20 protein-coding genes are annotated in these 23,384 nt (G+C 60.7%); 7 read left to right on the plus strand and 13 right to left on the minus strand.

The features are described from left to right. Positions 1-39: 39 nt before the first annotated feature. Both AX768_RS27925 and AX768_RS27930 read left to right on the plus strand, forming a co-directional pair. Complete coding sequence (locus AX768_RS27925) at positions 40-480, plus strand: DUF6232 family protein (RefSeq protein ID WP_062003288.1); 441 nt, start codon at positions 40-42, stop codon at positions 478-480. Positions 481-586: 106 nt separating this feature from the next. Further along, entirely contained in the window at positions 587-943 is a 357-nt protein-coding gene (locus tag AX768_RS27930) for a hypothetical protein (protein WP_062003289.1), read from the plus strand. Positions 944-952: 9 nt separating this feature from the next. Here AX768_RS27930 and AX768_RS27935 read toward each other — a convergent pair whose 3' ends face one another. From AX768_RS27935 to phnS, 8 genes are all read right to left on the minus strand, one after another. Next, positions 953-3,403, minus strand: coding sequence for a glycogen/starch/alpha-glucan phosphorylase (locus AX768_RS27935; protein ID WP_062003290.1), 2,451 nt, complete (start codon positions 3,401-3,403; stop codon positions 953-955). Between the two features lie 255 nt (positions 3,404-3,658). Beyond that, a complete protein-coding gene (locus AX768_RS27940) occupies positions 3,659-4,234 on the minus strand; it encodes a phosphonate degradation HD-domain oxygenase (protein ID WP_062003291.1) in 576 nt (191 codons plus the stop codon). A 1-nt stretch (position 4,235) separates the two neighbouring features. Beyond that, positions 4,236-5,690, minus strand: coding sequence for a phosphonoacetaldehyde dehydrogenase (phnY, locus tag AX768_RS27945; protein WP_062003292.1), 1,455 nt, complete (start codon positions 5,688-5,690; stop codon positions 4,236-4,238). Beyond that, positions 5,687-6,955: a phosphonoacetate hydrolase gene (gene phnA, locus AX768_RS27950; RefSeq protein ID WP_062003293.1), complete on the minus strand. Its 1,269-nt coding sequence runs from the start codon at positions 6,953-6,955 to the stop codon at positions 5,687-5,689. The genes phnY and phnA overlap by 4 nt, the downstream gene beginning before the upstream one ends. Positions 6,956-7,096: 141 nt before the next feature. Beyond that, positions 7,097-7,936: a 2-aminoethylphosphonate ABC transport system, membrane component PhnV gene (gene phnV, locus AX768_RS27955; RefSeq protein ID WP_062003294.1), complete on the minus strand. Its 840-nt coding sequence runs from the start codon at positions 7,934-7,936 to the stop codon at positions 7,097-7,099. Next, positions 7,926-8,825, minus strand: a complete 900-nt coding sequence (locus AX768_RS27960) for a 2-aminoethylphosphonate ABC transporter permease subunit (protein ID WP_062003295.1) — start codon at positions 8,823-8,825, stop codon at positions 7,926-7,928. The genes phnV and AX768_RS27960 overlap by 11 nt, the downstream gene beginning before the upstream one ends. After that, positions 8,803-9,891 carry a 2-aminoethylphosphonate ABC transport system ATP-binding subunit PhnT gene (gene phnT, locus AX768_RS27965; protein ID WP_062003728.1) on the minus strand — a complete coding sequence of 363 codons (1,089 nt, stop codon included), beginning with the start codon at positions 9,889-9,891 and terminating at the stop codon, positions 8,803-8,805. The genes AX768_RS27960 and phnT overlap by 23 nt, the downstream gene beginning before the upstream one ends. A gap of 39 nt (positions 9,892-9,930) precedes the next feature. Beyond that, positions 9,931-11,007, minus strand: a complete 1,077-nt coding sequence (gene phnS / locus AX768_RS27970) for a 2-aminoethylphosphonate ABC transporter substrate-binding protein (protein ID WP_062003296.1) — start codon at positions 11,005-11,007, stop codon at positions 9,931-9,933. A 252-nt stretch (positions 11,008-11,259) separates the two neighbouring features. Here phnS and AX768_RS27975 point away from each other — a divergent pair, with 252 nt between their 5' ends. Continuing rightward, on the plus strand, positions 11,260-12,375 hold the full coding sequence (locus tag AX768_RS27975; protein ID WP_062003729.1) for a 2-aminoethylphosphonate--pyruvate transaminase: 1,116 nt from the start codon (positions 11,260-11,262) through the stop codon (positions 12,373-12,375). Positions 12,376-12,393: 18 nt separating this feature from the next. On the opposite strand, the gene AX768_RS27980 is transcribed toward AX768_RS27975, so the two are convergent. Next, a complete protein-coding gene (locus tag AX768_RS27980) occupies positions 12,394-13,149 on the minus strand; it encodes a DeoR/GlpR family DNA-binding transcription regulator (RefSeq protein ID WP_062003297.1) in 756 nt (251 codons plus the stop codon). Positions 13,150-13,242: 93 nt separating this feature from the next. Here AX768_RS27980 and AX768_RS27985 point away from each other — a divergent pair, with 93 nt between their 5' ends. Together AX768_RS27985 and AX768_RS27990 are read left to right on the plus strand one after the other, a co-directional pair. Next, the gene (locus AX768_RS27985) at positions 13,243-14,406 is read left to right on the plus strand and encodes a TIGR03364 family FAD-dependent oxidoreductase (protein WP_062003298.1); all 1,164 of its coding nucleotides are present in this window, start codon (positions 13,243-13,245) and stop codon (positions 14,404-14,406) included. A gap of 128 nt (positions 14,407-14,534) precedes the next feature. Beyond that, positions 14,535-14,723, plus strand: coding sequence for a hypothetical protein (locus AX768_RS27990; RefSeq protein WP_062003730.1), 189 nt, complete (start codon positions 14,535-14,537; stop codon positions 14,721-14,723). A 9-nt stretch (positions 14,724-14,732) separates the two neighbouring features. Here AX768_RS27990 and AX768_RS27995 read toward each other — a convergent pair whose 3' ends face one another. Next, a complete protein-coding gene (locus AX768_RS27995; RefSeq protein WP_062003299.1) occupies positions 14,733-15,233 on the minus strand; it encodes a hypothetical protein in 501 nt (166 codons plus the stop codon). Between the two features lie 136 nt (positions 15,234-15,369). Beyond that, positions 15,370-18,618 (minus strand): ATP-binding protein, encoded by a 3,249-nt coding sequence (locus AX768_RS28000; protein ID WP_172812033.1) that lies wholly within the window; start codon positions 18,616-18,618, stop codon positions 15,370-15,372. A gap of 4 nt (positions 18,619-18,622) precedes the next feature. Between AX768_RS28000 and AX768_RS33365 the strand changes: the two genes are divergently transcribed. Together AX768_RS33365 and AX768_RS28005 are read left to right on the plus strand one after the other, a co-directional pair. Next, positions 18,623-18,844: a hypothetical protein gene (locus AX768_RS33365; protein ID WP_172812034.1), complete on the plus strand. Its 222-nt coding sequence runs from the start codon at positions 18,623-18,625 to the stop codon at positions 18,842-18,844. A 272-nt stretch (positions 18,845-19,116) separates the two neighbouring features. After that, a complete protein-coding gene (locus tag AX768_RS28005) occupies positions 19,117-19,440 on the plus strand; it encodes a DUF4148 domain-containing protein (RefSeq protein ID WP_062003300.1) in 324 nt (107 codons plus the stop codon). A 68-nt stretch (positions 19,441-19,508) separates the two neighbouring features. Here the strand turns inward: AX768_RS28005 and katE are convergent, their stop codons facing one another. Both katE and AX768_RS28015 read right to left on the minus strand, forming a co-directional pair. Beyond that, entirely contained in the window at positions 19,509-21,659 is a 2,151-nt protein-coding gene (katE, locus tag AX768_RS28010) for a catalase HPII (protein ID WP_062003301.1), read from the minus strand. A 100-nt stretch (positions 21,660-21,759) separates the two neighbouring features. Then, positions 21,760-23,376: a S10 family peptidase gene (locus AX768_RS28015; RefSeq protein ID WP_062003302.1), complete on the minus strand. Its 1,617-nt coding sequence runs from the start codon at positions 23,374-23,376 to the stop codon at positions 21,760-21,762. Positions 23,377-23,384: the final 8 nt, after the last annotated feature.

The raw sequence follows: 23,384 nt of genomic DNA on the forward strand, positions 1-23,384 counted from the left end.
TGTTAATCTGCGCCTTTATTTTGCTGAAGACCTAGCCACATGCAACACGATCTGCCCTTCAATGAACGAGGAATCACGTTTGCCCGCGCAGGCTTGAGCGCTGCGGGACAGCTTTTTCCGTTGCGCGATCTGCGCGGCGCGACCGTAAAAATGATCCCGCGGCAAAAACCGTTGCCTATCGCTGTGAGTGTTATCGGCGTGATCGTTGCAGCGATCGGCGGCATGCTGGGTTCGGGTCCGGCGCTGGTGCTCGGCATCATGATCGCGGTGGTCGGCTATCTGTCGTGGATCACGCAGGACGTGATCTATCGCATGTATGTGACGGTACCGGACGGCGAGCGTGAAGTGTTCACGACGAAAGACGAGGAGTTTGCACAACGCGTTGCAACGCTCGTGCGTGAAGCAGTCGCCGCTCGGACGGCGGCCCAGGCGGATACTCAGATACCGGCAACAACACCACCGGTTCAGGAAGGGCTTTAATACTTTCTTTACGCGGACAAGGCCGATCGATGCCCCGCGTTAATGCGCCGCTCGCTAAAGTGGTGATGTTCCCACCACCGCCCGTCGCGAGACGGCGCAACATCCGATGCTTCAGGCAAGCGTTGTTAAAGCAAGCGTTGTTCAGGCAAGCGCTCCTTCGCCGGTCCGTACTTCCATCTCGGTAGCCCAGTCGATTGCACGGGCCACACGCAAGCTCCATACAGTAGTCGCTTTCGACGTCACCCTGCCGGGTCTCGACTCCAGCGAACCGCGCCGCGTATTGCAAAGGGCGCTCGGCGGCGAAGCACGCATGCAAGTCGTGGCGACGGATCGTCGTCACGACTGCCTTACGTTGCATGTGGAAGTGCCGTCACGTTCGCTCGCCGACGTGATCGGCATTGTCATTTCGCGCTTTGAACAGGCAACGCTGGGACGTGCAACGACCTACAGCCTGCGGCGCTAGAACCTACGTCTAAACCTGCAAGGGCTCCACGTGCCAGATGTGCTTCGCATATTCGGCAATCGTGCGATCCGACGAGAAGATGCCCATGCCGGCGACGTTCTCGATCGCGCTTCGCGTCCACGCATCTTTGTCGAGGAACTTGGCATCGACCTCTGCTTGCGTGCGATCGAAGCTGTCGAAATCGGCGAGCACCATGTAGTGATCGCCCCAGTCGACGAGCGTGTGGAAGATGTCGTAGAACCGGTGCGGCTGGTCCGGCGAAAAGTGCCCGAGCCGGATCTGGTCGAGCGCCATCTTCAGTTCGGGATTCTCTTCGTAGATCTGGCGCGGCCGATACCCGGTCGCACGCAATGCATCGATCTCCTCGGTCGAATGCCCGAAGATGAACATGTTTTCGCGGCCGACGGCATCGCAGATTTCGATGTTCGCACCATCAAGCGTGCCGATGGTCAGCGCCCCGTTCAATGCGAGCTTCATGTTGCCGGTCCCTGAAGCTTCCGTGCCGGCCATCGAAATTTGCTGCGACAAGTCCGCGGCCGGAATGATCAGCTCGGCAACGCTCACCCCATAGTTCGGAATGAAACCTACCTTCAACCGGTCGCCGACAAGCGGATCGTTGTTGACCATCTCGGCTACGTCGTTGATCAGCTTGATGATGGTTTTCGCCATCTTGTACGCCGATGCCGCCTTGCCCGCGAACATCACCACGCGCGGCGTCCACGCCTTCTCCGGCGCCTCGCGAATCCGGTTGTAGCGCACGATCACATGCAGGATATTCAGCAGTTGCCGCTTGTATTCGTGAATGCGTTTGACCTGCAAATCGAAGAGCGCATTCGGGTCGATGATCGCGCCCGTTTCCAGCTTCGCACGCGCGGCGAGCTTCACCTTGTTGGCAAGCTTGGCTTCGTGAAAAGCCGACCTGAATTCGGGGTCGTCGCGCCATTCGCGCAAACGTGCGAGCTCGAACAAGTCGGTACGCCAGCGCGGTCCAAGCCGTTCATCGATGAGAGAAGACAGCTTCGGACTCGCTTGCGACAGCCATCGGCGCGGCGTGATGCCATTCGTCACATTCGTGAAGCGATCGGGATACATGCGCGCGAAATCCGCAAAGATATTCTGCGTCATCAGTTGCGAATGCAGCTTCGACACGCCGTTGACCGTGTGACTTGCGACGATCGCCAGATGCGCCATGCGCACGCGGCGCTGGCCGTATTCGTCCACAAGCGAAATGCGGCGGATCAGGTCCACGTCGCGGCCGAACTTCTCGCCCACTTGCTTGAGAAAATCCGCGTTGATGTCGAAGATGATTTCGAGGTGACGCGGCAGCAGGCGCGACAACATTTCCACGTCCCACGTTTCCAGCGCCTCGGGCATCAGCGTGTGGTTCGTGTACGAGAACATCTGCTGGATGAGCTTCCACGCCTTGTCCCACGGGACATGATGCGTGTCCACGAGCAGCCGCATCAACTCGGGAATGGCGAGCACCGGATGCGTGTCGTTCAGGTGAACCGCGACCTTCTCCGCAAGCCGCCCGAAATGCGTGTGCGTGCGTTGATACCGGCGGATCAGATCCTGCATGGTCGCCGATACAAAAAAGTATTCCTGGCGCAGGCGCAGTTCGCGGCCGGCCTGCGTGGAGTCGTCGGGGTAGAGCAGCCGCGACACGTGTTCAGAGGTATTTTTTGCTTCAACGGAACGGCGGTAATCGCCCTGATTGAACGCCGAAAGATCGAATTCATCCGTGGCGCGCGCCGACCACAGGCGCAGCGTGTTGGTCGCGGTCGTGGCGAAACCCGGGATTACGGTGTCGTACGCCATGGCGTTCACGTGTTCCGTATCGATCCATTCGGTGCGGTCTTCATGACGAACGGTGCGACCGCCGAAGTGAATCACGTAGTTCACTTCCGGGCGCGGAAACTCCCAGGGGTTGCCGGCGCGCAGCCAGTAATCGGGCGTTTCGACCTGATTGCCGTCCACGATGGTCTGCTTGAACATGCCGTATTCGTAGCGGATTCCGTAGCCAAAGCCGGGAATGCCGACCGTCGCCATGGAATCGAGGAAGCAGGCGGCGAGACGGCCAAGGCCGCCGTTGCCGAGCGCGGCATCAGGCTCGAGGTTCTCGAGCGCGTTGATATCCACGCCCAGGCCGTTGAGCGCTTCCCGGACTTCCTCGTGAATGCCCAGCGCGAGCAACGCGTTGGTAAAGGTCCTGCCGATCAGAAATTCCATCGACAAGTAATAAACCCGCTTCACGTCCTGCTCGTATTGCTGGCGCGTGGTTTTCATCCAGCGGGCGACCAGCCGGTCGCGGACCGCCAGTTCCACCGCATGCAGCCAGTCACGTGGCTGGGCGGTAACGGCATCTTTACCGACGCCGTACATGAGACGGTTTGAAATGGAGCGCCGCAGCGCATCGACGGTGCTATTGAGTTGTTCGAACTCCAGGTCGACGGATGTCATCGAACTCTCCAGAAAGCAGTAACGCACAAAGCCCTGGGGCACATGGCCTGGACCGGCCACACCCAAGCGGGACGGGCCGGGCGAACAGGCAGATTACGCTATTTTTATTTTTTTGGTAATGCCTGTGCGCCTTTCCGGGGCAGGCGTGGAATATGCGCGACAGCCCCGGGGCGTTCAATTTCCTGTCGTATTTCCGTCATTCGCGGATGAGAAATAGCGACTTTTACGTGCCTGGTTTTAGTTCGTTTTCCTTAATTAGATGTCAGCCTGGGTCGTGGCACCATGCTGTGCGGAAAGCCTTTCGATTAGCTGAATGTAGTGGTCGAGCGGGGGCGTATCGCGTTCCGGCTGCTTTGCAAGATCATCCCAGCGCCGCAAGGAAAGCGCATCTTGTGCGAAGGGTTTGCGCAGGAACTCTTCAGCTTCTGGTTCGCTGAAAACACCGCCCTGCAGCTTCAGGCTGCGTACCGAGTCGGCCGAGAGCTTTGAGAAATAATCCGCATCAATCGCGCACAAACAGCGTTTCGCATCCACATGAAGGCGGATGGGTTCAAGCACGGCGTCACTGAAAAGCGGCCGCAGAAACGGCAGCGCGAAATATTGGTGCATGTCGTCGATACCCCGCGCGGTCGGCGTCTCGCCTTGCAGGTTCAGCAAGTGGCCCAGATCGTGCAGGAACGCCGCGCCGACGAGTGCATCTTTTGCGCCCGCGCCTTCGGCCAGCGCCGCGCTCTGCAATGCGTGCTGCAGTTGCGTCACCGGCTCGCCGCTGTAAGCCATGGCGCCGTAAGTATCGAAGAGATGACGGATGTCAGGGAGTGTCAGCGCCATATCATTCCCACGGTAACGAAAAAGTCTTGAGGCTCGTGAAGCTTTTCATCGCTTCCTGGACGCCTTCCTTGTAGCCGAGGCCTGAGTCCTTTATACCGCCGAAAGGTGTCAGTTCTATGCGATAGCCGGGCACTTCCCACACGTTCACCGTGCCGACGCGCAGTTCGTTCACAAACCGCGTGATGAGGTCGGCGCGGTCCGTGCACACGCCGGACGACAAACCGAACGCGGTGCCGTTGCTGATGCGGATGGCGTCGTCGATGGTATCGAATTCAATGATAGGCGAGACCGGGCCAAAAGTTTCCTCACGCACCAAGGTCATGGAAGGATCGACCCGGTCAAGTACGGTCGGCGAATACAGCGCGCCATTGCGGCGATTGCCGCAGAGCAAGCGCGCGCCTTGCCGCACCGCTTCGTTCACACGCGTCTCGAACGATTCCGCGGCGCCCGCGTCTATTACCGTGCCCATCCGGTTGGCGGTATCGAAGGGATCGCCGTAGCTCCATGCGTGCGTTTTTTCCAGCACGAGTTCGGTGAAGCGCGCGGCGATCCCCTTCTGAACCAGCATGCGTTTCACCGCCGTACAGCGCTGTCCCGAGTTCTTGTACGAACCCTGTACGGCAAGCGTGGCGGCGCGTTCGACATCGGCGTCATCGAGCACGATCAACGGATCGTTGCCGCCGAGTTCAAGCACCACTCGCCGGTACCCCGCCTTCGCGGCGATCGCTTTGCCTATCGCCACGCCGCCGGTAAAAGTGACCAGTTCTGCAAGGCGGTGCGTGACGAGTTCGTCGGCAATCTCGCGCGGATCGCCGGTCAGGACCTGCAGCATCGGGGCGGGCAAACCGGCTTCGTAGAGCACATCCGCGAAGTAATAAGCCGATAACGGCACCTTCTCCGAGGGCTTCAGGATCACGCGATTATTCGTCGCGATGGCCGGTGCGATCTTGTGCGCGACCTGGTTCATTGGATGGTTGAACGGCGTGATCGCGACAATGACGCCGGCAAGCGGTTCGCGTTGCGAAAACACGCGGCGCGCCTTGCCGTGCGGCGTCAAATCACAGGAGAAGCTCTGGCCGTCGTCGCGCAAGGCCTCCATGGACGCAAATTTCAGCACGTCGGCGACGCGGCCGATTTCGTACCGCGAATCCTGCTTCGATAAACCCGACTCCAGCGAAATCAGGTCGGACGCTTCTTCCGTGCGTTCACGCATGATGCTAGCCGCGCGTTCGAGGATCTGCGAACGCTCGTAGCGCGTGAGCGTTGCGCGGTAGTTTGCCGCATACTCGAAGGCGTCGCGGACATCGTCGACACTGGCCATCGGCACGGTGCCGACGCGCGTATTCGTGTACGGATCGAGCACATCGAGATTGCGTGTACGCGCCGCACGCTCGCCCTTGAGCCGGAGTTTCTCCATGCGCAGCGCGTGCTGCTCGGCCGCCAGGACGGCGCTCATGATGCAAGCACCAGATGGTTGAGTGCGATGCTCAATACATCGAAATTACGCAGACGTTTGCCGTTGAGCTTCGACTCGAAGCCGTCGGTTTTCCGATTGAAGAGCAACGGCACTTCCTGCTCCGACACACCACCATGCGAGCGCAGCGGCACCGTGAGGCCCGAAAGATCGTGTTCCGCCCGACGCGTGCCAAGCGCCGTGTTGCACCCGCTCACCACAACGAGGTCACCCACGCGATCGTTCGGCAGTTCGAAGCGTTCGCAGGCCGCTGCGTTGTCCAGCACGATCTCGACGCCCGGCAACTCGGCGATGCGCTTCGCCAGTGCTTTTGCATCGACGGAACGCGGCAGGTAGATCGTCGCGAACGACCCAAGCGCGCCGTGATGAACGACGTAAGGATCGGTGATGGGCAGGATGACCCGTGCGTTGGGAATGTCCAGTGTTCCGTCGAGCCAGTCCTGCAGATACACGACGTTAGGCTCGCCCGTCGATGGGTCGTGCTTCGCGTTCATGCCATGGTCGGCGGTGAGCCCGATCACCGCGCCGAGCGCATTCAACTGCGCGAGGTAGCCGTCCATCATGGCGTAGAACGCGTTCGCGCCGTCCGTGCCGGGTGCGAACTTGTGCTGTACATAATCGGTTGTCGAGAGATACATCAGGTCGATGTCGCGCGTCTCTGCCAGCCGCACGCCCGCTGCGAACACGAACTCGGAAAGCCCCGCGCTGTAGACATCGGGCACAGGTTTGCCAACGAGCTTCAGCACGTTGTCGATGCCATTTTCCGCGAACGTGGCGGCATCGGCTTTTTCAGCCGAGAAACAAATGCCGTCGAGCTGCCAGCCAAGCAAACGCCTCAGCTTGTCCTTCGCCGTGACCACCGCGACCTTGTCGCCGCGCTGCGCCGCGGCCGCGAGAATCGTCCCGGCGCGAAGGTAGGCCGGGTCGTTCATCATGACCTCGGCGCCCTTGCCGCCGTTCGCGTCCGGATCGAAGAAATAGTTGCCGCAGATGCCGTGCACGGAAGGCGGCACACCCGTCACGATGGACAAGTTGTTCGGGTTCGTGAACGACGGGATCACACAGTCGGCACGAAAGGCGGAACCACCTTCGAGCATCGTGCCGATGAACGGCGCCACCCCCGCAGCAACCGCTGCTTCGAGGTAGTCGTACTCGCAACCATCGACGCACACGACGACCGTCAATGCGCGCACCGGACCGTACGCGCGGCCGTTGACTTCGATAGACGTTTCAGTAGAGATGGACATGACGTTCCTTTTCGAGCGTGAACCGGCACTTTTAATTCGGCGCGATTTACATATTTTGACTTACAACGCCAATATTTGCCACATTTTTCGGCGTGAGAAATTGTCCCGCGCAAGCGGGATACATCTTGCGATAGCTTCGATTCAGGCCATGCGCCGCCGGGGAACCTTCGCCGCGATCAGCAACAGCGCAGCGAGAGATACCGCCAGCAGGATCAGCGAAAGCGCCGATGCCGGCAGGTAATAACCGCGATTCACCTGTCCCACCACAACGATCGGTACCGTGGCGAATCCCGGCGGATAAACGGTCAGCGTCGCGCCGAGCTCGCCCAGCGACAACGCGAAACCAAGCGCAAGACTCGCGCGGATTGCGGGAACGAGTTGCGGCAGGACGACACGCGAAAGGACCATCGATGGCGGTGCGCCAAGGCTCGCAGCCGCTTCGCGCAGGATCGTAAGTTCAGGCCGCAGCGCAGCGGCCGCACATCGATAACAAAACGGCAGCACCAGCGCCAACTGCACCAGCACGACGATTGCCGCGGACCCTGAAATATCCAGCGGTTTCTTGTGATACGCAATCAGCACGGCCAGTCCGAGCACGACGCTCGGCACGCCGTTGGGCATCATCGCGATGGTATCGACCCATGCGCCCACACCGCGCCGGTCGCGGCCTTCGAGCGCGAGCGCCAGCCAGAGACCGAGGACGGTCCCGAGCACGGCCACGCCGAAGCCGACCTCAAGGCTCGTTGTCAGCGCATCGAAGTCGCTTGAACCGAGGCGTTCGAACCAGCGCATGCTGAAGCCATCGGGGAAGATCGTTCCCGACCAGTGCGACGCCACGCTGGAAAGCGCAACCACGATCACCGGCAATACAAACAGCCAGAAGCACAGAAGCGCGGCGAAACAGGTGAAGATCCACGCGCCGACGCGCTTGAGCGAATGCGGCTTCGACGCTGCAACCGGCAGCGAAAGGTCAGTTGCCATTGCGGCCTCCTGTGCGTCGGTTCACGCGTCTGTAGAGCGCGTACAACGAGAGCGACATTGCAAGCATGACAACCGCGCCGGCCGCGGCTGTCGGCAAGTCCAGATCGACCGTTGCCGAGCTGTAGATTGCCATCGGCAAGGTAATCAGATGTGCGCTTCCCAATACCAGCAGTATGCCGAATTCGTTGAGCGTCAGCAGGAAACACAGGATCGTTCCCGCCGCGATACCCGGCCATGCGAGCGGCAGGATGACCTTGAACGCGACCATCCAGCCACTCGCACCCAGACTCTTCGCGGCTTCGATCAGACGCATGTCGAGCGTTGCAAACGACGCAAGCGTCGGCCGCACCACGAACGGTGCGTAGAACACGACCTCCGCGAGAATCACACCGCCAATGCCAAACAAGAAGTCGAGCGGCGGATTCTGCAAGTTGAACAAACGCTGCAAGCCGATGCTCACCGATCCCTGCGATCCATACAGAAAGATCAGCGTGAACGCGACCAGGAACGAAGGGAACGCGACAAACAATTCGAGGAAACGCGTCACGAGTTTCGCGCCGGGAAATGGCTTGAAAAACAATATGGATGCAAGCAGGACACCGAGCAATGACGCAAGCGTTGCACTCGCGAAGAGGATGCCGAGCGTCGTGCCGATCACACCGCTGGTTTCGGGATTGGTGAAGAACGCGGTGTACGCCTGCAGGCTCAAGCCATGCTTGCCCGTCACGCTCAGCCACAACAATTGCACGAGCGGATACAGCACCAATGGTCCGAGCACGACCACCAGAATGAACCAGAGCTGCCACTGCGCACGCCGTTCGCGCCGACGCTTGGCAAGCGTGTGCGCGGGGTCGTCGACCAGGTGTTCACTCGCTGATAAGGACGACATCGTCAACCTCGTGGCGTAGGGAAACACGCGCGCCCTTCTCGGGCATCGGACCATGCGATCGTTGCATGGTGACGAGCACGGGCTGGTCGGGCAATGCATCGAGCATTACCGAGACCGAGAGCGCCGCGCCGTACCATTCAACCGAGGAGATCGTGCCGTGCAATTGCGCACTGCCCAACGGTACGATCGACAGGCACTCGGGACGGATGCACGCAAGCCTGCCGCGTTCGTCGTGCCGTGCATCGCCAACAGGAAACATGATCGATGGCGGCAACAAGTTCGCCGCGCCAAGGTAGCGCGCGACGAACGCGTCCTTGGGGTTATCGTAGAGTTCGCGCGGCGTGCCCAATTGCGCAATACGGCCGTCGCGCATCAGCAACGTGCGATCGGAGAGCACCAGGGCATCGTCCTGATCATGCGTCACGCAGACAATGGTCAGGTTCGGCAGGCGCTCATGCAACGACTTCAGTTCGGTACGGACCGATGCGCGCAGGTTGGCATCGAGTGCCGAGAGCGGTTCGTCGAGCAGCAGCACATCCGGCTCGATCACCAGCGCTCGCGCCAACGCCACGCGTTGCTGCATGCCGCCCGACAACTGCGCGGGCATCACGTGCCCCGCGTCGCCGAGTTGCACGAGCTTGAGTGCATCCGCCACGCGCCGCGCTATCTCTCCGGCTTTCAGACGCCGCGCCCGCAGGCCGAACGCGACGTTATCGAACACGGAAAGATGCGGGAACAGCGCATAGCTTTGAAACAGAAGCCCGAGGTTGCGCTTGAACGGCGGCACGTGCGTAAGATCACGCCCGGCCACCGTCAACCGGCCCGCGAGCCCGTCCGCCTCCACGAATCCCGCGATGAACCGCAGCAACGTCGTCTTGCCGCAACCGCTGCGGCCGAGCACGGTAAGCAGTTCGCCGCGCTCGATAGTCAGCGAGAGGTCATCCAGCACCGTACGCGCGCCAAAGCGCACGCTCAGGCCTTCGATATGCACGCCGCCATGCGCCGGCTTGAAAGAATCGGCGGCAGCAGCTTCGCGAGTGGCCGGAGCCAGCGTCAAAGTGTTCACGGTTCGCATCCCTGAGAGCTTCGATAAGAACGCAAGCGCTTACGACTTCGGCTTGACCACGTCGAGTTGCTTGCCGGAGTTGCCGATCACGTCGTTTTTCCAGCGCGTGGTCCACGCGGCTTTCTTGTCCATGACCTGGTTCCAGTCCACCGGAATCAGCTTCACGCCCGCGATGGCCTGCTTGACCGCCTCGCCATTCTTGCCGGCAAGCGGAACGTCGGTGCGGCCCGGAATGCCGTAGATGTCCGGCACCTTCGCCTGCACTTCCTTCGACATCAGGTAGTCGACCAGCTTCTTGCCTTCAGCCTGGTTCGGGCCGCCTTTGATCAGGCCGATCGCGTAGGGCAACTGGAACGTGGTCGGCGCTTCGCCGGCCTTGGCCGAGAGGAAGATCGGCTTGAGCGAAAGGCCGCCGTTGGTGGCATCGTCCAGATCCATCTGCAGGTCGCCGTTCGCGAATGAGATTTCGTTGCGCGAAAGCAGCACGTCGAGATAACCCGTGCCCTTCGTGTGGAATTTCGCGCTCTTTTCCAGGTCTTTCAGATAGTCGAACGCCTTGTCCTCGCCCATCAGCGCGCTCGTCAGGATGATCACGGCCATGCCGTCGCCGGCGGTTGCGGGATTCGAGTAAGCCACCTTGCCGCTGAAGTCCGGATGCAACAAGTCGGCAAACGTCTTCGGCGCGGTCTTCGTGACTTCGGGGTTGATGGCGAACGAGAAGTAGTTGTTCACGAAGGTCGCCCACGCACCATCGGATGCCTTCGCAATCGCCGGCACATTCGCGTAGTTCACGCTCTGGTACGGCTGCAGCAGGCCGCCTTGCGATGCTTGCTGGATGAACGGCGGCAGCGTCACGAGCACGTCGGCCTTCGGCGAATCCTTCTCCACCTGCGCCCGGTTCACCACTTCCCCGCTACCCGCCGTCACGATATTCACCTTCACACCTTCCTTCTTTTCGAAGGCCGGCAGCACATCCTTGTACAGGTTTTCAAGGCCGTCGGCGGTGTACAGCACGACTGCATCGGCGGCATGCGCCTGCATGGCCGCGACGCTTGCGAACACGGCCACGGCAAGACACGAAGCCAGACGAGCTTTGGGGAAGCGATTTTTTGTCATGTTGCAAGTTCTCCGGAAGACGGAAACAACCAGGTGGCGTGAGGATGACGCGCGGTTTTCGAAAGGCCGCTTGCGTCCGATGATTCTTTGGCGCGGAGGTTGATCTGGTATCACCCGCAGCCGGATCGAAGCATCACAGAACTCTATGACAACGCCATGACGATGCCACATTTCTACAACAAAGACCACATTTCGCCAAAATTCCGACGTAGACTATTTCATGCCTGCCTGAAAATACGAACGGAGAAGATTGTGATCAACGGAAGTGACCCGATTTTGCTGACGCCCGGCCCGCTCACCACAACGCCGGCCACGCGTCAGGCGATGTTGCGCGACTGGGGATCGTGGGATGCGGCTTTCAACCAGATGACAGACTCGATCTGCCGCGACCTGCTCTCTATCGTGTCCGGTCAAAAAGATTTTGTATGCGTGCCCATGCAGGGAAGCGGCACGTTTTCGGTCGAAGCCGCGCTCGGGTCGCTCGTGCCGCGCGATGCGGTCGTGCTCGTACCGAACAACGGCGCGTATTGCACGCGTTTGCTGAAGATCCTCGAGCGGCTCGGAGTAGCGGCGATCGAATTGAAATTGCGCGATGACGAACCGGCCGGCGTCGCGCGTATCGAGGAGATGTTCCTGCGCGAGCCGCGCATCACGCACGTGGCGCAGGTGCATCTGGAGACGAGCGCAGGTTTGCTCAATCCGCTCGATGAGATCGCCGCGTCGTGCGCGCGTTTCGACAAGCGTCTTATTGTCGATGCAATGAGTTCGTTCGGTGCCTTGCCTATCGATGTATCGAAGGGTGGGATCGATGCTGTCGTATCGGCGAGCGGCAAGTGCCTTGAAGGCGTGCCGGGGATGGGCTTCGTGATCGTGCGGCGAAGTTTGCTGGAAGCAGCGGAAGGCGTTTCCCGTTCGCTCGCGCTCGACCTTTACGATCAATATGCGTACATGCAGAAGACCACGCAATGGCGCTTCACGCCGCCCACGCATGTGGTCGCCGCGTTGCGCGCGGCGCTCGATCAATACAAGGCGGAAGGCGGCCAGGCTGCGCGCGGCGCTCGATACAGGCGCAATTGCGCGGCGTTGATCGAGGGCATGGCGGCGCTTGGATTCAGGCCTTTCCTGGACGCTTCGGTGCAGGCGCCGGTGATCGTCACGTTCCATGCGCCGCGCGATCCGGCCTACGATTTCAAGCGCTTTTACGAAGCCGTGCGCGATGCAGGATACGTGCTGTACCCGGGCAAGCTGACGGAAGTGGAGACGTTTCGCGTGGGATGCATTGGCGCTATCGATGCCAACGAGATGCTGAACGCAGTGGCTGCAATCAACCGCGCGTTGGGCATGTTGCACGTGCGGCTCGCGGCCTGATCCATGCCCGGCAAGCGGTCAGGCAATCACCAGCTCCGGACCGCGCGAGGCGATCGCCTTGCGCAAAGCCTTGTCGGGCGTGAGTTCGGTGACCAGGTATCGCGCCTTCTCGAAGTCGCGGATGCGCACCGGCGTGACGTGACCGAACTTCGAATGATCCGCGACGATCACCGCGGCGCTCGCAGCCACGATCATCCGGCTGCGCACTTCCGCGGCGAGCCGCGAATAGTCGGTCAGGAAACCATCGGACGTGATCGCGCCCGCGCCCACGAACGCGAAGTCCACGTGATACTGCGAAAGCTGCTGCACGGTATCGAGGCCGAACGTGGCGTCTTCGTTGTCGGAGAGTTCGCCGCCGAGCAGCGTGACCTTGTTGTCATTGCGCCGGCCGAGCAGCAACGCGATGCGCCAGTCGTTGGTGTAGACCGTCAGACGATGCCGGTCGCCAAGCGCGCGCGCCACGGCTTGCGTGGTGCTGCCCGAATCGATGATCACGGACGCGCCGTCCGGCACGAATTGCGCGGCGCGCTCGCCTATCGCGCGCTTGGCGGATGCGTTCGCCGCTTCGCGGGTATCGAGGTCGGGCTCGCGCCGGTCATTCGACAGCGCGCCGCCATGCGTAGTCGCGATCAGGCCGCGTTCGGCGAGTGCGTTGAGATCGCGGCGGATGGTTTCACGCGAGACGTCGAGCGCGCGCACGAGCTCGGCGACCGACAACGCGCCGTTCTTCGACAACTCGGACAGGATGTATTGATGACGTTGTTCGGCGAGCATCGGGGCGACCGGACATGCCGGCAATGAATGGACATCGGTTAAAAGACGTGAAACCGCGCGTATTGTAGTACGCACAACGCTTTGACAAACCCAATGACGACGACCCCTCACACAGATGTAGCCATTATCGGCGCCGGCATTCTCGGACTGTCGCATGCTCATGCGTTCGCCCGGCGTGGCTTGCGCGTCACTGTTTTCGAGCGCAGCGGCACGCCGGTTGGCGCGTCCATCCGCAACTTCGGCATGGTGCTCGTGACCGGCCAGCCGCCGGGTGCCATGCATGCGCTCGCACAGGCATCGCGGGAAATATGGGTTGGCTGGGCACGCGATGCCGGCCTCCATATGCGCCGCTCGGGCTCGCTGATGTTCGCCCGAAGCTCAGCGCAAGCGCACGTCATGGAGGCGTTCGCCGAGACGCGCGCCCGCGAGGCGGGCTACGACGCCGCCATGGTGTCACGCGCCGCGCTCAACGATCTCTACGGCGGCCGCTTCAGCAAACATCACGCCGCGTTGCATGGACGCGCCGACTTGCAGGTCTTCTCGCGCGAGGCGGTGCCAGGGTTGATCGACTATTTGCGGCGCGCGCATGGCGTGGATTTCCGCTTTGGAACGATGGTGCGCGGTATCGACAACGGCGTTCTCGACACGACGGCTGGCGAGTGGCGCGCCGAACATGTGGTGATTTGTGCGGGACACGATTATTTGTCGCTGCTTGCACCCAAGCTTGCCGCAATCGAGCCGCGCGTGTGCCGTTTGCAGATGCTGCGTGTGAGGCCCGCCCAACCATTCGCCCTCGATCATGCGGTGCTGACTGGTTTGAGCTGCCTGCATTACGGCGCGTTTTCGGACCTGCCCGAAGCCGCCGCGCTGCACGAAGAGGTGGCCGCGCAAGAACCCGCGTTGCTCGAACACGGCATTCATTTGCTGGCCAGCCCGACGCCGGCGGGCGACTTGATCATCGGCGATTCGCATGATTACGGTGACGATCCGTCGCCGTTCAACGCGGCATCTGTCGATGACATGCTGCTCACGCTTGCCGAAAGCACGCTCGGCGGCAAGCTCGACGTGATCGAACGTTGGCAAGGCGTGTATGGCGCGCGAACCGGCACATCGGACGCGCCGTTTTCCGTGCTGCGGGCATCGCCCGCCGTCACCGGCGTGTTCATGCATAGCGGCGTGGGAATGAGCGTCGGGCCTGCGCTGGGCGAGCGGGTGGTGAGCCATTTGCTCGATGGCGCCGCGCTGCCCAAGCTGTGACGCCGTGTCGAAGAGGCTTTGTTTATTGAGCGACCGGCAAGAATATGTTTCCCGGTCGAGCGCCAATGCTGCCTTTGCGCGCCGGTAGACTCGATGCCTTTCTTTGCCACGACGCGGAGTTTCAAGCGATGAGCTACAAGAAAGGCATTGTGCTGGAGATCCAGTTTTCGCCCGAACGTCTGAACGATGGCGCCGGGGACCCGTACTGGATCGACCTGACACTCGATGAAGCCCGCAGGCTCCATGATCAGCTGGCGCGCCGTTTCGCAGGGGAAACGCAGGCGAACCAGCCGCTCGACACGTTCACCATTGAATGACTTCGACGCTCAGTCTCCGGTGCAACTCGAACTGGACAGATTCCGGAACTGGTTCGACCAGTCACCGCTCATGGCGGTCTGGGCCGCCGCCAACGACAAATCCCCCGTACACACACAGCGCTTCAGGAACACCGCCAGCCGTTCCTTGCGGCGCTGTCCCGCGCGGCCATCCCAGCGGCGAATGTCGAGATTGGCTGCAGACGTCGGCGAACCGCCGAGCAATACAGGCATGCGGTGATCGAGCGCATATTGCGACGCGGTCGCCGGGTCGACCTTGCGCTGCTTGAGCAACTGGTCTTTCTGACGCTGCAGGGTATCGAACGGAGGCAGCACGTCGTCGGCGTAACCCGGACGGCAAATCGTGTCCACGATGGTGGTTTGCTTCACGCGCGGATCCAGCAACTCAGGTCTCTGAGCATGCGCCGCGCTGGCGGCGGCGAGCAGGAGCCACGCGGCGGCGACCGCCAGACGAGAACCATGCCGGTGATACGAAAGAGGCCTTCTATTCATTCGGCGAGCGTGCCACGCCAGAATCAGCGAGAGCAAAATGTCGGAGCGAGAGGAGGGCCTAATTAAAACACATGCGCGACTCGATAATCACAATGGACATTAATGGTGAACCCGAAGCCGGGCTCAGGCATTCGCTTCAGGCGACGTTTTGTGTTAATGCAGCGTGCTGTGTCAACGCCGCATCCAGTGCTATGGCTTCGTCGTTGAAACGCGCGTAGGCATCGCAGAGTTTCGCCATGTCGGACGGATGCTCGTCGTGCTCGATCAGGCTTTGCAGCGCGACGCAGGCATCGGCAAACGGCGTGGCCCCGATCACCAGGGACGCTCCTTTCATGCGATGCACGAGTTCATGAAGGCGCTGGAAGTCGCCCGAGTCGAGTGCCGCGCGACTGGCTTCGAGATCGACCTGGTTCGACCACTTCAGCACATCGACGAGGAGCGCCGCCTGATCTCCGTGACTGTTCAGAAGGTCGGCATCAAAGCGCGGTGCGGCAATCGCCAAGCGCTTCGTCTGATGATTTGCGTCCGCCGTGTGCGCTGTAATCACCGACTGCTGGCGAGGCGTATTGGACGGGAAAGCGTGTGTCGGGCCATAGGCCCGTGTTCCTGTAGTGCGCCTGGAAAGACGGATCGGGGCGTCGGATACCGGGAAAAACCTCGCATAGGCGTCCGGTGACGTGGGATCGGCGATTACCGGTGTTGCGGCCTCATGCACCTCCTCCGTCCTTTGCGATGCAAGCACGAGCGCATGTCGCAGCGCGTCCAGTCCCAGCGGCTTGACCAGGCACTGCGTCATGCCTGACGCGAGCGCGTGATCCACGGCCTCGCGCTGCGCGTTCGCCGTCACGCCCACGATAGGTACCCGCGTTCCCTGCCCCTCGGCCTCGCGCTTGCGGATAGCGCGGGCGAGATCCTCGCCGCTCATGACGGGCATCGAACAGTCGGTCAGGATCAGGTCGAATGGCGAACCTTCGAGTCTTTGCTGATCCCATCGCGAGAATGCGGCTGCGCCTTCGCTGGCCGTTTCGATCTCGCAGCCAAGGTTCTTCAACTGGCTTGTGAGCAGGATGAGATTGGCGGGATGATCATCGACTACAAGTATGCGCAAGCCTTCGGGCACCCGCGTTTCGGCGTCTTCCGGAACGGCCGTTTGCAAGGGCGGCTCGCTCAGCGGCAAGCTCATTTTTACGGTGAACCGGCTCCCCTGCCCCGGCGTGCTCGATAACTCGATGGTGCCGTTCATCAACGTCATCAGCCGCCTGCAGATCGTCAGGCCAAGACCCGTTCCGCCGAACCTTCCCGGCTGTTCCTGACGCGCTTGCGTGAAGGGCGTGAAGAGCAAGGCCTGCTGATCGCCCGCGATCCCGAGACCAGTATCGGACACCGTGAACACGAACGCGCAGCGCGTGTTCGTCCGCGCGATCGAATAGTCGATCACGATCTCGCCGGCATCGGTGAACTTGATCGCGTTCGATAACAAATTGCCCAGCACCTGCCGCAGTCGCAATGCATCGGTCAGCACCCATGCGTGTTCGCTTTCGCCGTTCGCGCGAACCCTCAGTGCCAGGCCCTTCACGCGCGCCGCCGGCTCGTAGATCGCTGCAACGCTCTGCACCCACGCCCCGAGTTCCACGGGCGCGGGCATCAATGTGAGCCGTCCCGCTTCGATCTTCGCCATGTCGAGGATATCGTCGATCATGCCAAGCAGATCGCGCGCCGCATTGTGCGCCGTGCTGAGCGCTTTTACTGTTGATTCCCTGTCGCCCGGACTGCGCAGTTCGAGTTCGAGGAGACCGAGAACGGCATTCATGGGCGTGCGGATCTCGTGGCTCATCGCCGCGAGGAAGACGGACTTCGCACGGTTCGCGCTCTCGGCGTCGTTCCTGGCGCGCCGCATTGCGTCCTCGGCGATGCGGCGCCGATCCACCTGCTTCTTCAGCGACCAGCCCCATCCGGCGAGCAACGCAAGCAGGGCCACCGCCAGTAACGCGCCGAAGATGACTTGCGGACGCCGCTGCTCCCACTTGCTCTCGGGATGCTCGATCAGCAGCCACCGGCGGCGGATGGCATCGAGCTCGGCGGGCTGCATGTGCGCGATCGCCTTGTTCACGATCGACAGCAACATCGGCTCGCCACGCGCGATGAGAAAGCCGTGCTGCACGGGTTGATCGATGAATGCGCCGGTGATCGCGAGCTTGCCGCGATACGGATTGCCGACGGCGTAATTCGCGAACGTCATGTCGATGACGGTCGCGTCCGCGTCGCCGTCGAGCACCGCGTCGAACTGGCCCTTGACCGGTAAAGTCTCGACGATTCGCGCCGTGGGCACGCGCTCGTGCAGCATGGCCATCAGCGCATGGTTGCGCCACAACGCGACGCGTTTTTCGGCAAGCGCGCGGGCGTCGTGGAGCGGCTCGGCGCCCGCGCGGGTCACGATCGCGAGCACGCCTTCGCCGTAGGGTTTGCTTGGCACGAACTGCGGCGGAATCTGCCCGGCGCTGAATCCATATGGGATCAAGGCCGAATTGCCGTCGAAGATATCCTGCGTGACGGCTTCGACCGAATCGCGCAAGTGGCCTTCAAATGTCAGCCCGGTCGCGGCACCGATAGCCGACAACATATCGATGGCAAGTCCTGCCGGCTTGCCACCCGAATCGCGAAACGTCATGGGCGCGGCGTCCGCGTACATGGAGTAGTCAACCACGGGATGTGCCGCGACCCAGGCAAGCTCGGGGCCGCTTAATTCGAGCGGTTGGATGAACGTCACGGCCGCGGCGACGGCCCAGCGTGCGCGTACTTCCATCAAGAAACGCGGCGGCAATGCGGCAAGCGCCGCGTCCATGCGCCGGCGCAGGGCCTCGCCGGTTGCATCGGCGGCGAATGCGAAGCTGTATCCGGCTTCATCGAATGGAGCGAAACCGGACAGCGTAAGGTTGACCAGATCGAAATGATCGACCGCATAACCCGCTGTGACCAGATCGCCCACGAAAGCGTCCGCATCGCCCAGCGATACGGCAAGCAATGCGCTCAACGTATCGCGATAAGCAACGGGATGCATCGATGGATACGCATCCTGCAACCGTTGTGGCGATGTCTGCGACTCGACGTATGCGATCCGTCCTGTGTGTGATCCTGCGACACGACGCTCAACATAGACCTGCTTTGTCGCAACATACGGCGTGCTGTAAAGCAACGCGACGCCGCCGTCGTTACCAGTGGCGCTGGTCGCGGCATCTATTCGACGCTGCCGCAACGCGTCGATCATTGCGCCGCGATCGGCGAAGGTCTGCCATTGAACCGGCCTCTGCAACGCTCCTGCGATTCGTTGCACAAAATCCGCACTTACACCGCGCACGGGGTTATCCGCATCATTCGGATTACTCATTTCCATGGGCGGCAACGCGCCGGGCACGACGCCCACTATCAACGGCTTTGCTAAAACTGGAATTGCTGAAACGTTGGTCCGGGCGCTTACCGAAACGCAAAACAATAATGCGATACAAGATAGCAACGCAATGCGCAGAAAACTTGGCGGTTTTATCGTGGCGAGCGTCCTTAGTGAAGCCATCAGCAATTCCCTAAAGAAACGACGCAATACACGCCTGTTTTAAGAGGATTGCCAGTGTCGCAAATTCAGGCCGCAAGGCCAATAAGGAATCGTGAAACAACACATCGTCCGGGCCGATACAGTCCTGGCGCAACGCTTTGCCAAGCTCCAAGTAATGCAAGCATTATTGCAACTCCCACAACACTAATTCGCGTAATTCAGCGTTAATAGAAAGAGCAATGCGTGTCTACACTTCGATCTGTCTCGCGTCGTCCATGCGACCATCCGGTTACTCACGACGCCAGAAGCAACAATGACATTCGAGGAGACACCACCATGCTCAAGGCACTCATTCCCGCTATCGTTGTGGCAGCAGCTTTAGGCGCTCCGGCTCTGGCAAGCGCGCAACAATCCAGCGACACGGTGACCCGCGCGGCAGTAAAAGCGGATCTGTCTCAGATGGAGCGGTCGGGCTACAACGTCGAAGGCGATCACACAACATATCCCGTTCAAACACAGGCCGCCGAGCAACGCGTGGAAACCAATCAGGGCGTGATGGCGACATCGTACGGACCGGCAATGAGCGGTTCGTCAGCCGCTGGAACGCGGGCGCTTGTTGCTCAGCCGGACGGAACGCGCTCGACTTACTTCGGGCAATAAAGCGATTCTGCATAAAAAAATGGCCGCCAACGTCGCGTTGGCGGCCATTTTTTTGTTACGCCAGATACTTAAGCCGGAACGCTCTCTGCCTTCTCGGCTCGCGCCCAAACCCGATGCGCCGACATCGCCGTAATGAAGGCCTTCATCACTTTCTTCACGTCGCTGCCCACGCTTACGCCTTCATCGCCTGTCGGCAGGTGTGCGGCTGCGAGCACATCCTCGCCATCGCCCACGGCACCGATCGCCTTCAGATGCTTGAACGCTTCAAGCACGAAGTGGCGGGCGTCGCCGGACTCTGCCAGCAGCTTTGCACTCGCCGCGCCGCCGGCAATGACCACACCGTCGAACATGATCGACGGCAGCGCGAGAATGGTTGCATCCACTTCAACGCCATCACCCAACGTGCCAAGTTGCGGCGCAACGACTTTCGCGTGCGCACCCTCAGCCGTGAGCGCGTCCTTGATCGCCTTGATGCTTGCAACATCCGCGCCCTTCGCGGCAAGGATGGCGACCTTGCGCGTTTTCACCGAGGGTACCGCCTTCGCAATCAAACTCAGCGCCGGCGATTGCTCGAGAGACGACTTGCCGAGCTCTTCCGGACTCGCGCTCGCTGCCGGCGCGGGAAGACCGAGATTGTCGGCAACACGCGCACACAACGCGCTATCGATATTCGCCAGGATTCCAAGCTGCCGTTCGCGGATAAACTTGCGCTCGACCTTGCTCAGTTCAAACGAATACGCGCCGACGATATGGTCCTTCTCCGGCTGCGTCATGCTCTTCCAGAACAGCGTGGCTTGGGAGTAGTGGTCGGCGAACGATTCACTGCGTTGGCGGATCTTTACGGCATCCACGCGTTCCGGATACGTTTCGAAACCGCCGCCAACCGCGGCCGGCGCCGTTTCCTTCGGCCAGCCGCTGTCGATGGAATTCGGTTCGTACGATGCCTGCCCGCGGTTCACTGTCATCCGGTGCTTCGCATCGCGCTGATTGTTGTGCATCGGCGCGATCGTGCGGTTGATCGGAATTTCGTGAAAGTTCGGACCGCCAAGGCGGCTGATCTGGGTGTCGGTGTAGGAGAACAAACGGCCTTGCAGCAGCGGATCGTTCGAGAAATCGATACCCGGAACAATGTGTCCCGGACAGAACGCAACCTGCTCGGTCTCGGCGAAGAAGTTATCCGGATTGCGGTTCAGCGTGAGCTTGCCGAGCATGGTGATCGGCACGATTTCTTCCGGGATGATCTTGGTCGGATCGAGAATGTCGAAGTCGAACGAGTGCTCCTGATCCTCTTCCACGATCTGCACGCCCAATTCCCATTCCGGGTAATCGCCCATGTCGATCGCCTCCCACAGGTCGCGCCGGTGAAAGTCCGCGTCCTTGCCCGCGAGTTTTTGCGCTTCGTCCCACAAAAGCGATGCGGATCCGATGGTCGGACGCCAGTGGAACTTGACGAAGCGTCCCTTGCCCTCGGCATTCACCAGACGAAATGTATGGATGCCGAATCCTTCCATGGTGCGAAGGCTGCGCGGAATTGCGCGATCCGACATGGTCCACAGGACCATATGCGCTGACTCCGGCACGAGTGAGACGAAGTCCCAGAACGTGTCATGCGCCGATCCGCCCTGCGGCATTTCGTTATGCGGTTCGGGCTTCACGGCATGCACGAAGTCCGGAAACTTGATGGCGTCCTGAATAAAAAAGACCGGCATGTTGTTGCCGACCATATCGAAGTTGCCTTCGTCCGTGTAGAACTTGACCGCGAAACCCCGTACATCGCGCACCGTATCTGCGGAGCCGCGCGAACCCTGAACCGTCGAAAAACGCACGTAGACGGGCGTTTCCTTGTTCGGGTCCGACAAGAAGGCGGCCTTCGTCAGATCGGTGTGGGCCTTGTACGGCTTGAACACGCCATGCGCGGCGGAACCACGTGCATGCACGATCCGCTCGGGAATGCGCTCATGGTCGAAGTGCGTGATTTTTTCACGCATGATGAAATCTTCGAGCAGCGACGGGCCGCGCGGACCCACTTTGAGTGTGTTCTGGTTATCGGAGACCTTGACGCCTTGATTGGTCGTCAGCGCCTGGTTCGTCGCGTCCGAACGGAATTGTTCGAGGCTGTCCAGCTTGGGATTCGTATTGTTCTGCGAGGGCGTGCGCGCAACAGCGCTGGCGTTTGACTGGGGCGCAGCAGCGCTTCCATTCTTCTTCGGGGTCGGCATTGGGGAGAACTCCATTTTGCAATTGAACTGACGCATCTGACATGCGTTCGCCCTTCTTTCGCAAACCGTGTTCCCGCCAATGCCGCCGAAGCGCAAACCCCTAGTCTCTCTTGCGCTCCTGCAATGCGCGAATGCGGCTCATCGCATTGTGGTTCGCCGTTGCTGCCTCGTACATGGTCGAGAGATCCGCCTTGAGCTGCGTGCGCGATCCACCATCGAGATAAATCATGTGACCCGATGGATAAAACTTTGCGGAGAGATTCTCGCGCACGGTTTTATCGATGAGCGGCATTTGCTGCAGATCCAGCACCGTCTGGTAGAACGGCGTCACGAAGTCATAGAATCCGTTCGCCGACAACACCTTCAAGTCGATGTTCAACGCCATCACCGCTGCAAGATCCCCCGCCGTGTAGAGAATGATATTGCCCTTGGCGTCCATGCCTTTTTCCGCGCCGGTCGGGTCCTTGTGATGGAAATCCCAGTTGAGAAAGGCCTGGTCGTTCAGATCGGTGAAAGAAGACGTGGATGTGAACTTCAGCTTCTCGTTCAGGTACTGGTTCCACATCGCGGTGTACACGCCGGTGACTGCCGTCATGGTCGGATCGTTGCCGCCGGAATTCGGATCGATCTTCCCGGCGATGCCCGTTGATATCGCCGTCACACGGCCATCGTAGGAACCGAGCGCCACGCCCCTCGATTTCAGCAGCGTGGTGAGAAAAAGCGAATTGCCGCGGCTGTCATACGAAGCGACATCGAGACTCCACGCAATCAGCGTGGCTTTGTCGATACCCGTGTATTCCGAGAGTTTCTCGACGATATCGTCGTCGGTTTGCGGAAACTTGCGCAACGCCGCGATGTAATCCGTGCGCGCAAACTGCGCCACCTCTTCCGAGAATTCCAGCAGATCGGCTGGCCGCGGATGAACGCCGAGCTTCTTGTGGAACCACGCATCGGCAGCGGCGGTCGGCAGTGCGCCGACCGGGTTGCCCGTCTGCGTGTAATCGAGAATGGACGACTGCAACGTGATGCCGTTCAGGTCCACGCCGTCCTCATGCAGGCGGTACGCAAGCACGCAACTGCGCGCCGTGCCATACGACTCTCCATACAGAAACTTGGGCGAATTCCATCGATTGTTCTTGGTCAGGAAGCGCTTGATGAATTGCTTGATTGAATCGGCGTCCTGATCAACGCCCCAGAAATTGCGGTTCTTGTTCGGCGCGATCGCCGCCGAGTAGCCCGTCCCTACCGGGTTGATGAACACGAGGTCGCTCTTGTCGAGCAGGCTGTCCGGATTGTCTTCCATCTGGTACGGCGCGGGCGGCGTGAAGTCGGGTGTCGAAGTCTTGATGCGCATTGGCGCATACGAACCCAGCAACACGAACACCGACGACGACCCCGGCCCGCCGTTGTAGAAGAACGTCAGCGGACGCGCTTCCTCGGTCTGGTTGTCCTGCGTGAACGCAACGTAGAAGAGTTTGGCGGTAGGCTTCGAGCTGCTTGGATCGACGATCACGAGGTGCCCGGCGGTCGCCGTATAGTTGATCGTCTTCCCGCCGATAACCGCCGAGTGATGCGTGATCGCGGCACTTTCGTCGGTCAGGGTGGCGTCAATGGCGTCATCGGGACCATTGCCGTACGGCGTCGGATCGAAATATGGCTGGTCTTTCCTGCCGGAAGATGCACTTGAGGATTTCGCTGCCGCCGGTGAGTTCGTCATGTTTGCTC

This window comes from Burkholderia sp. PAMC 28687 (assembly GCF_001577465.1).
Classification (GTDB): Bacteria; Pseudomonadota; Gammaproteobacteria; order Burkholderiales; family Burkholderiaceae; genus Caballeronia.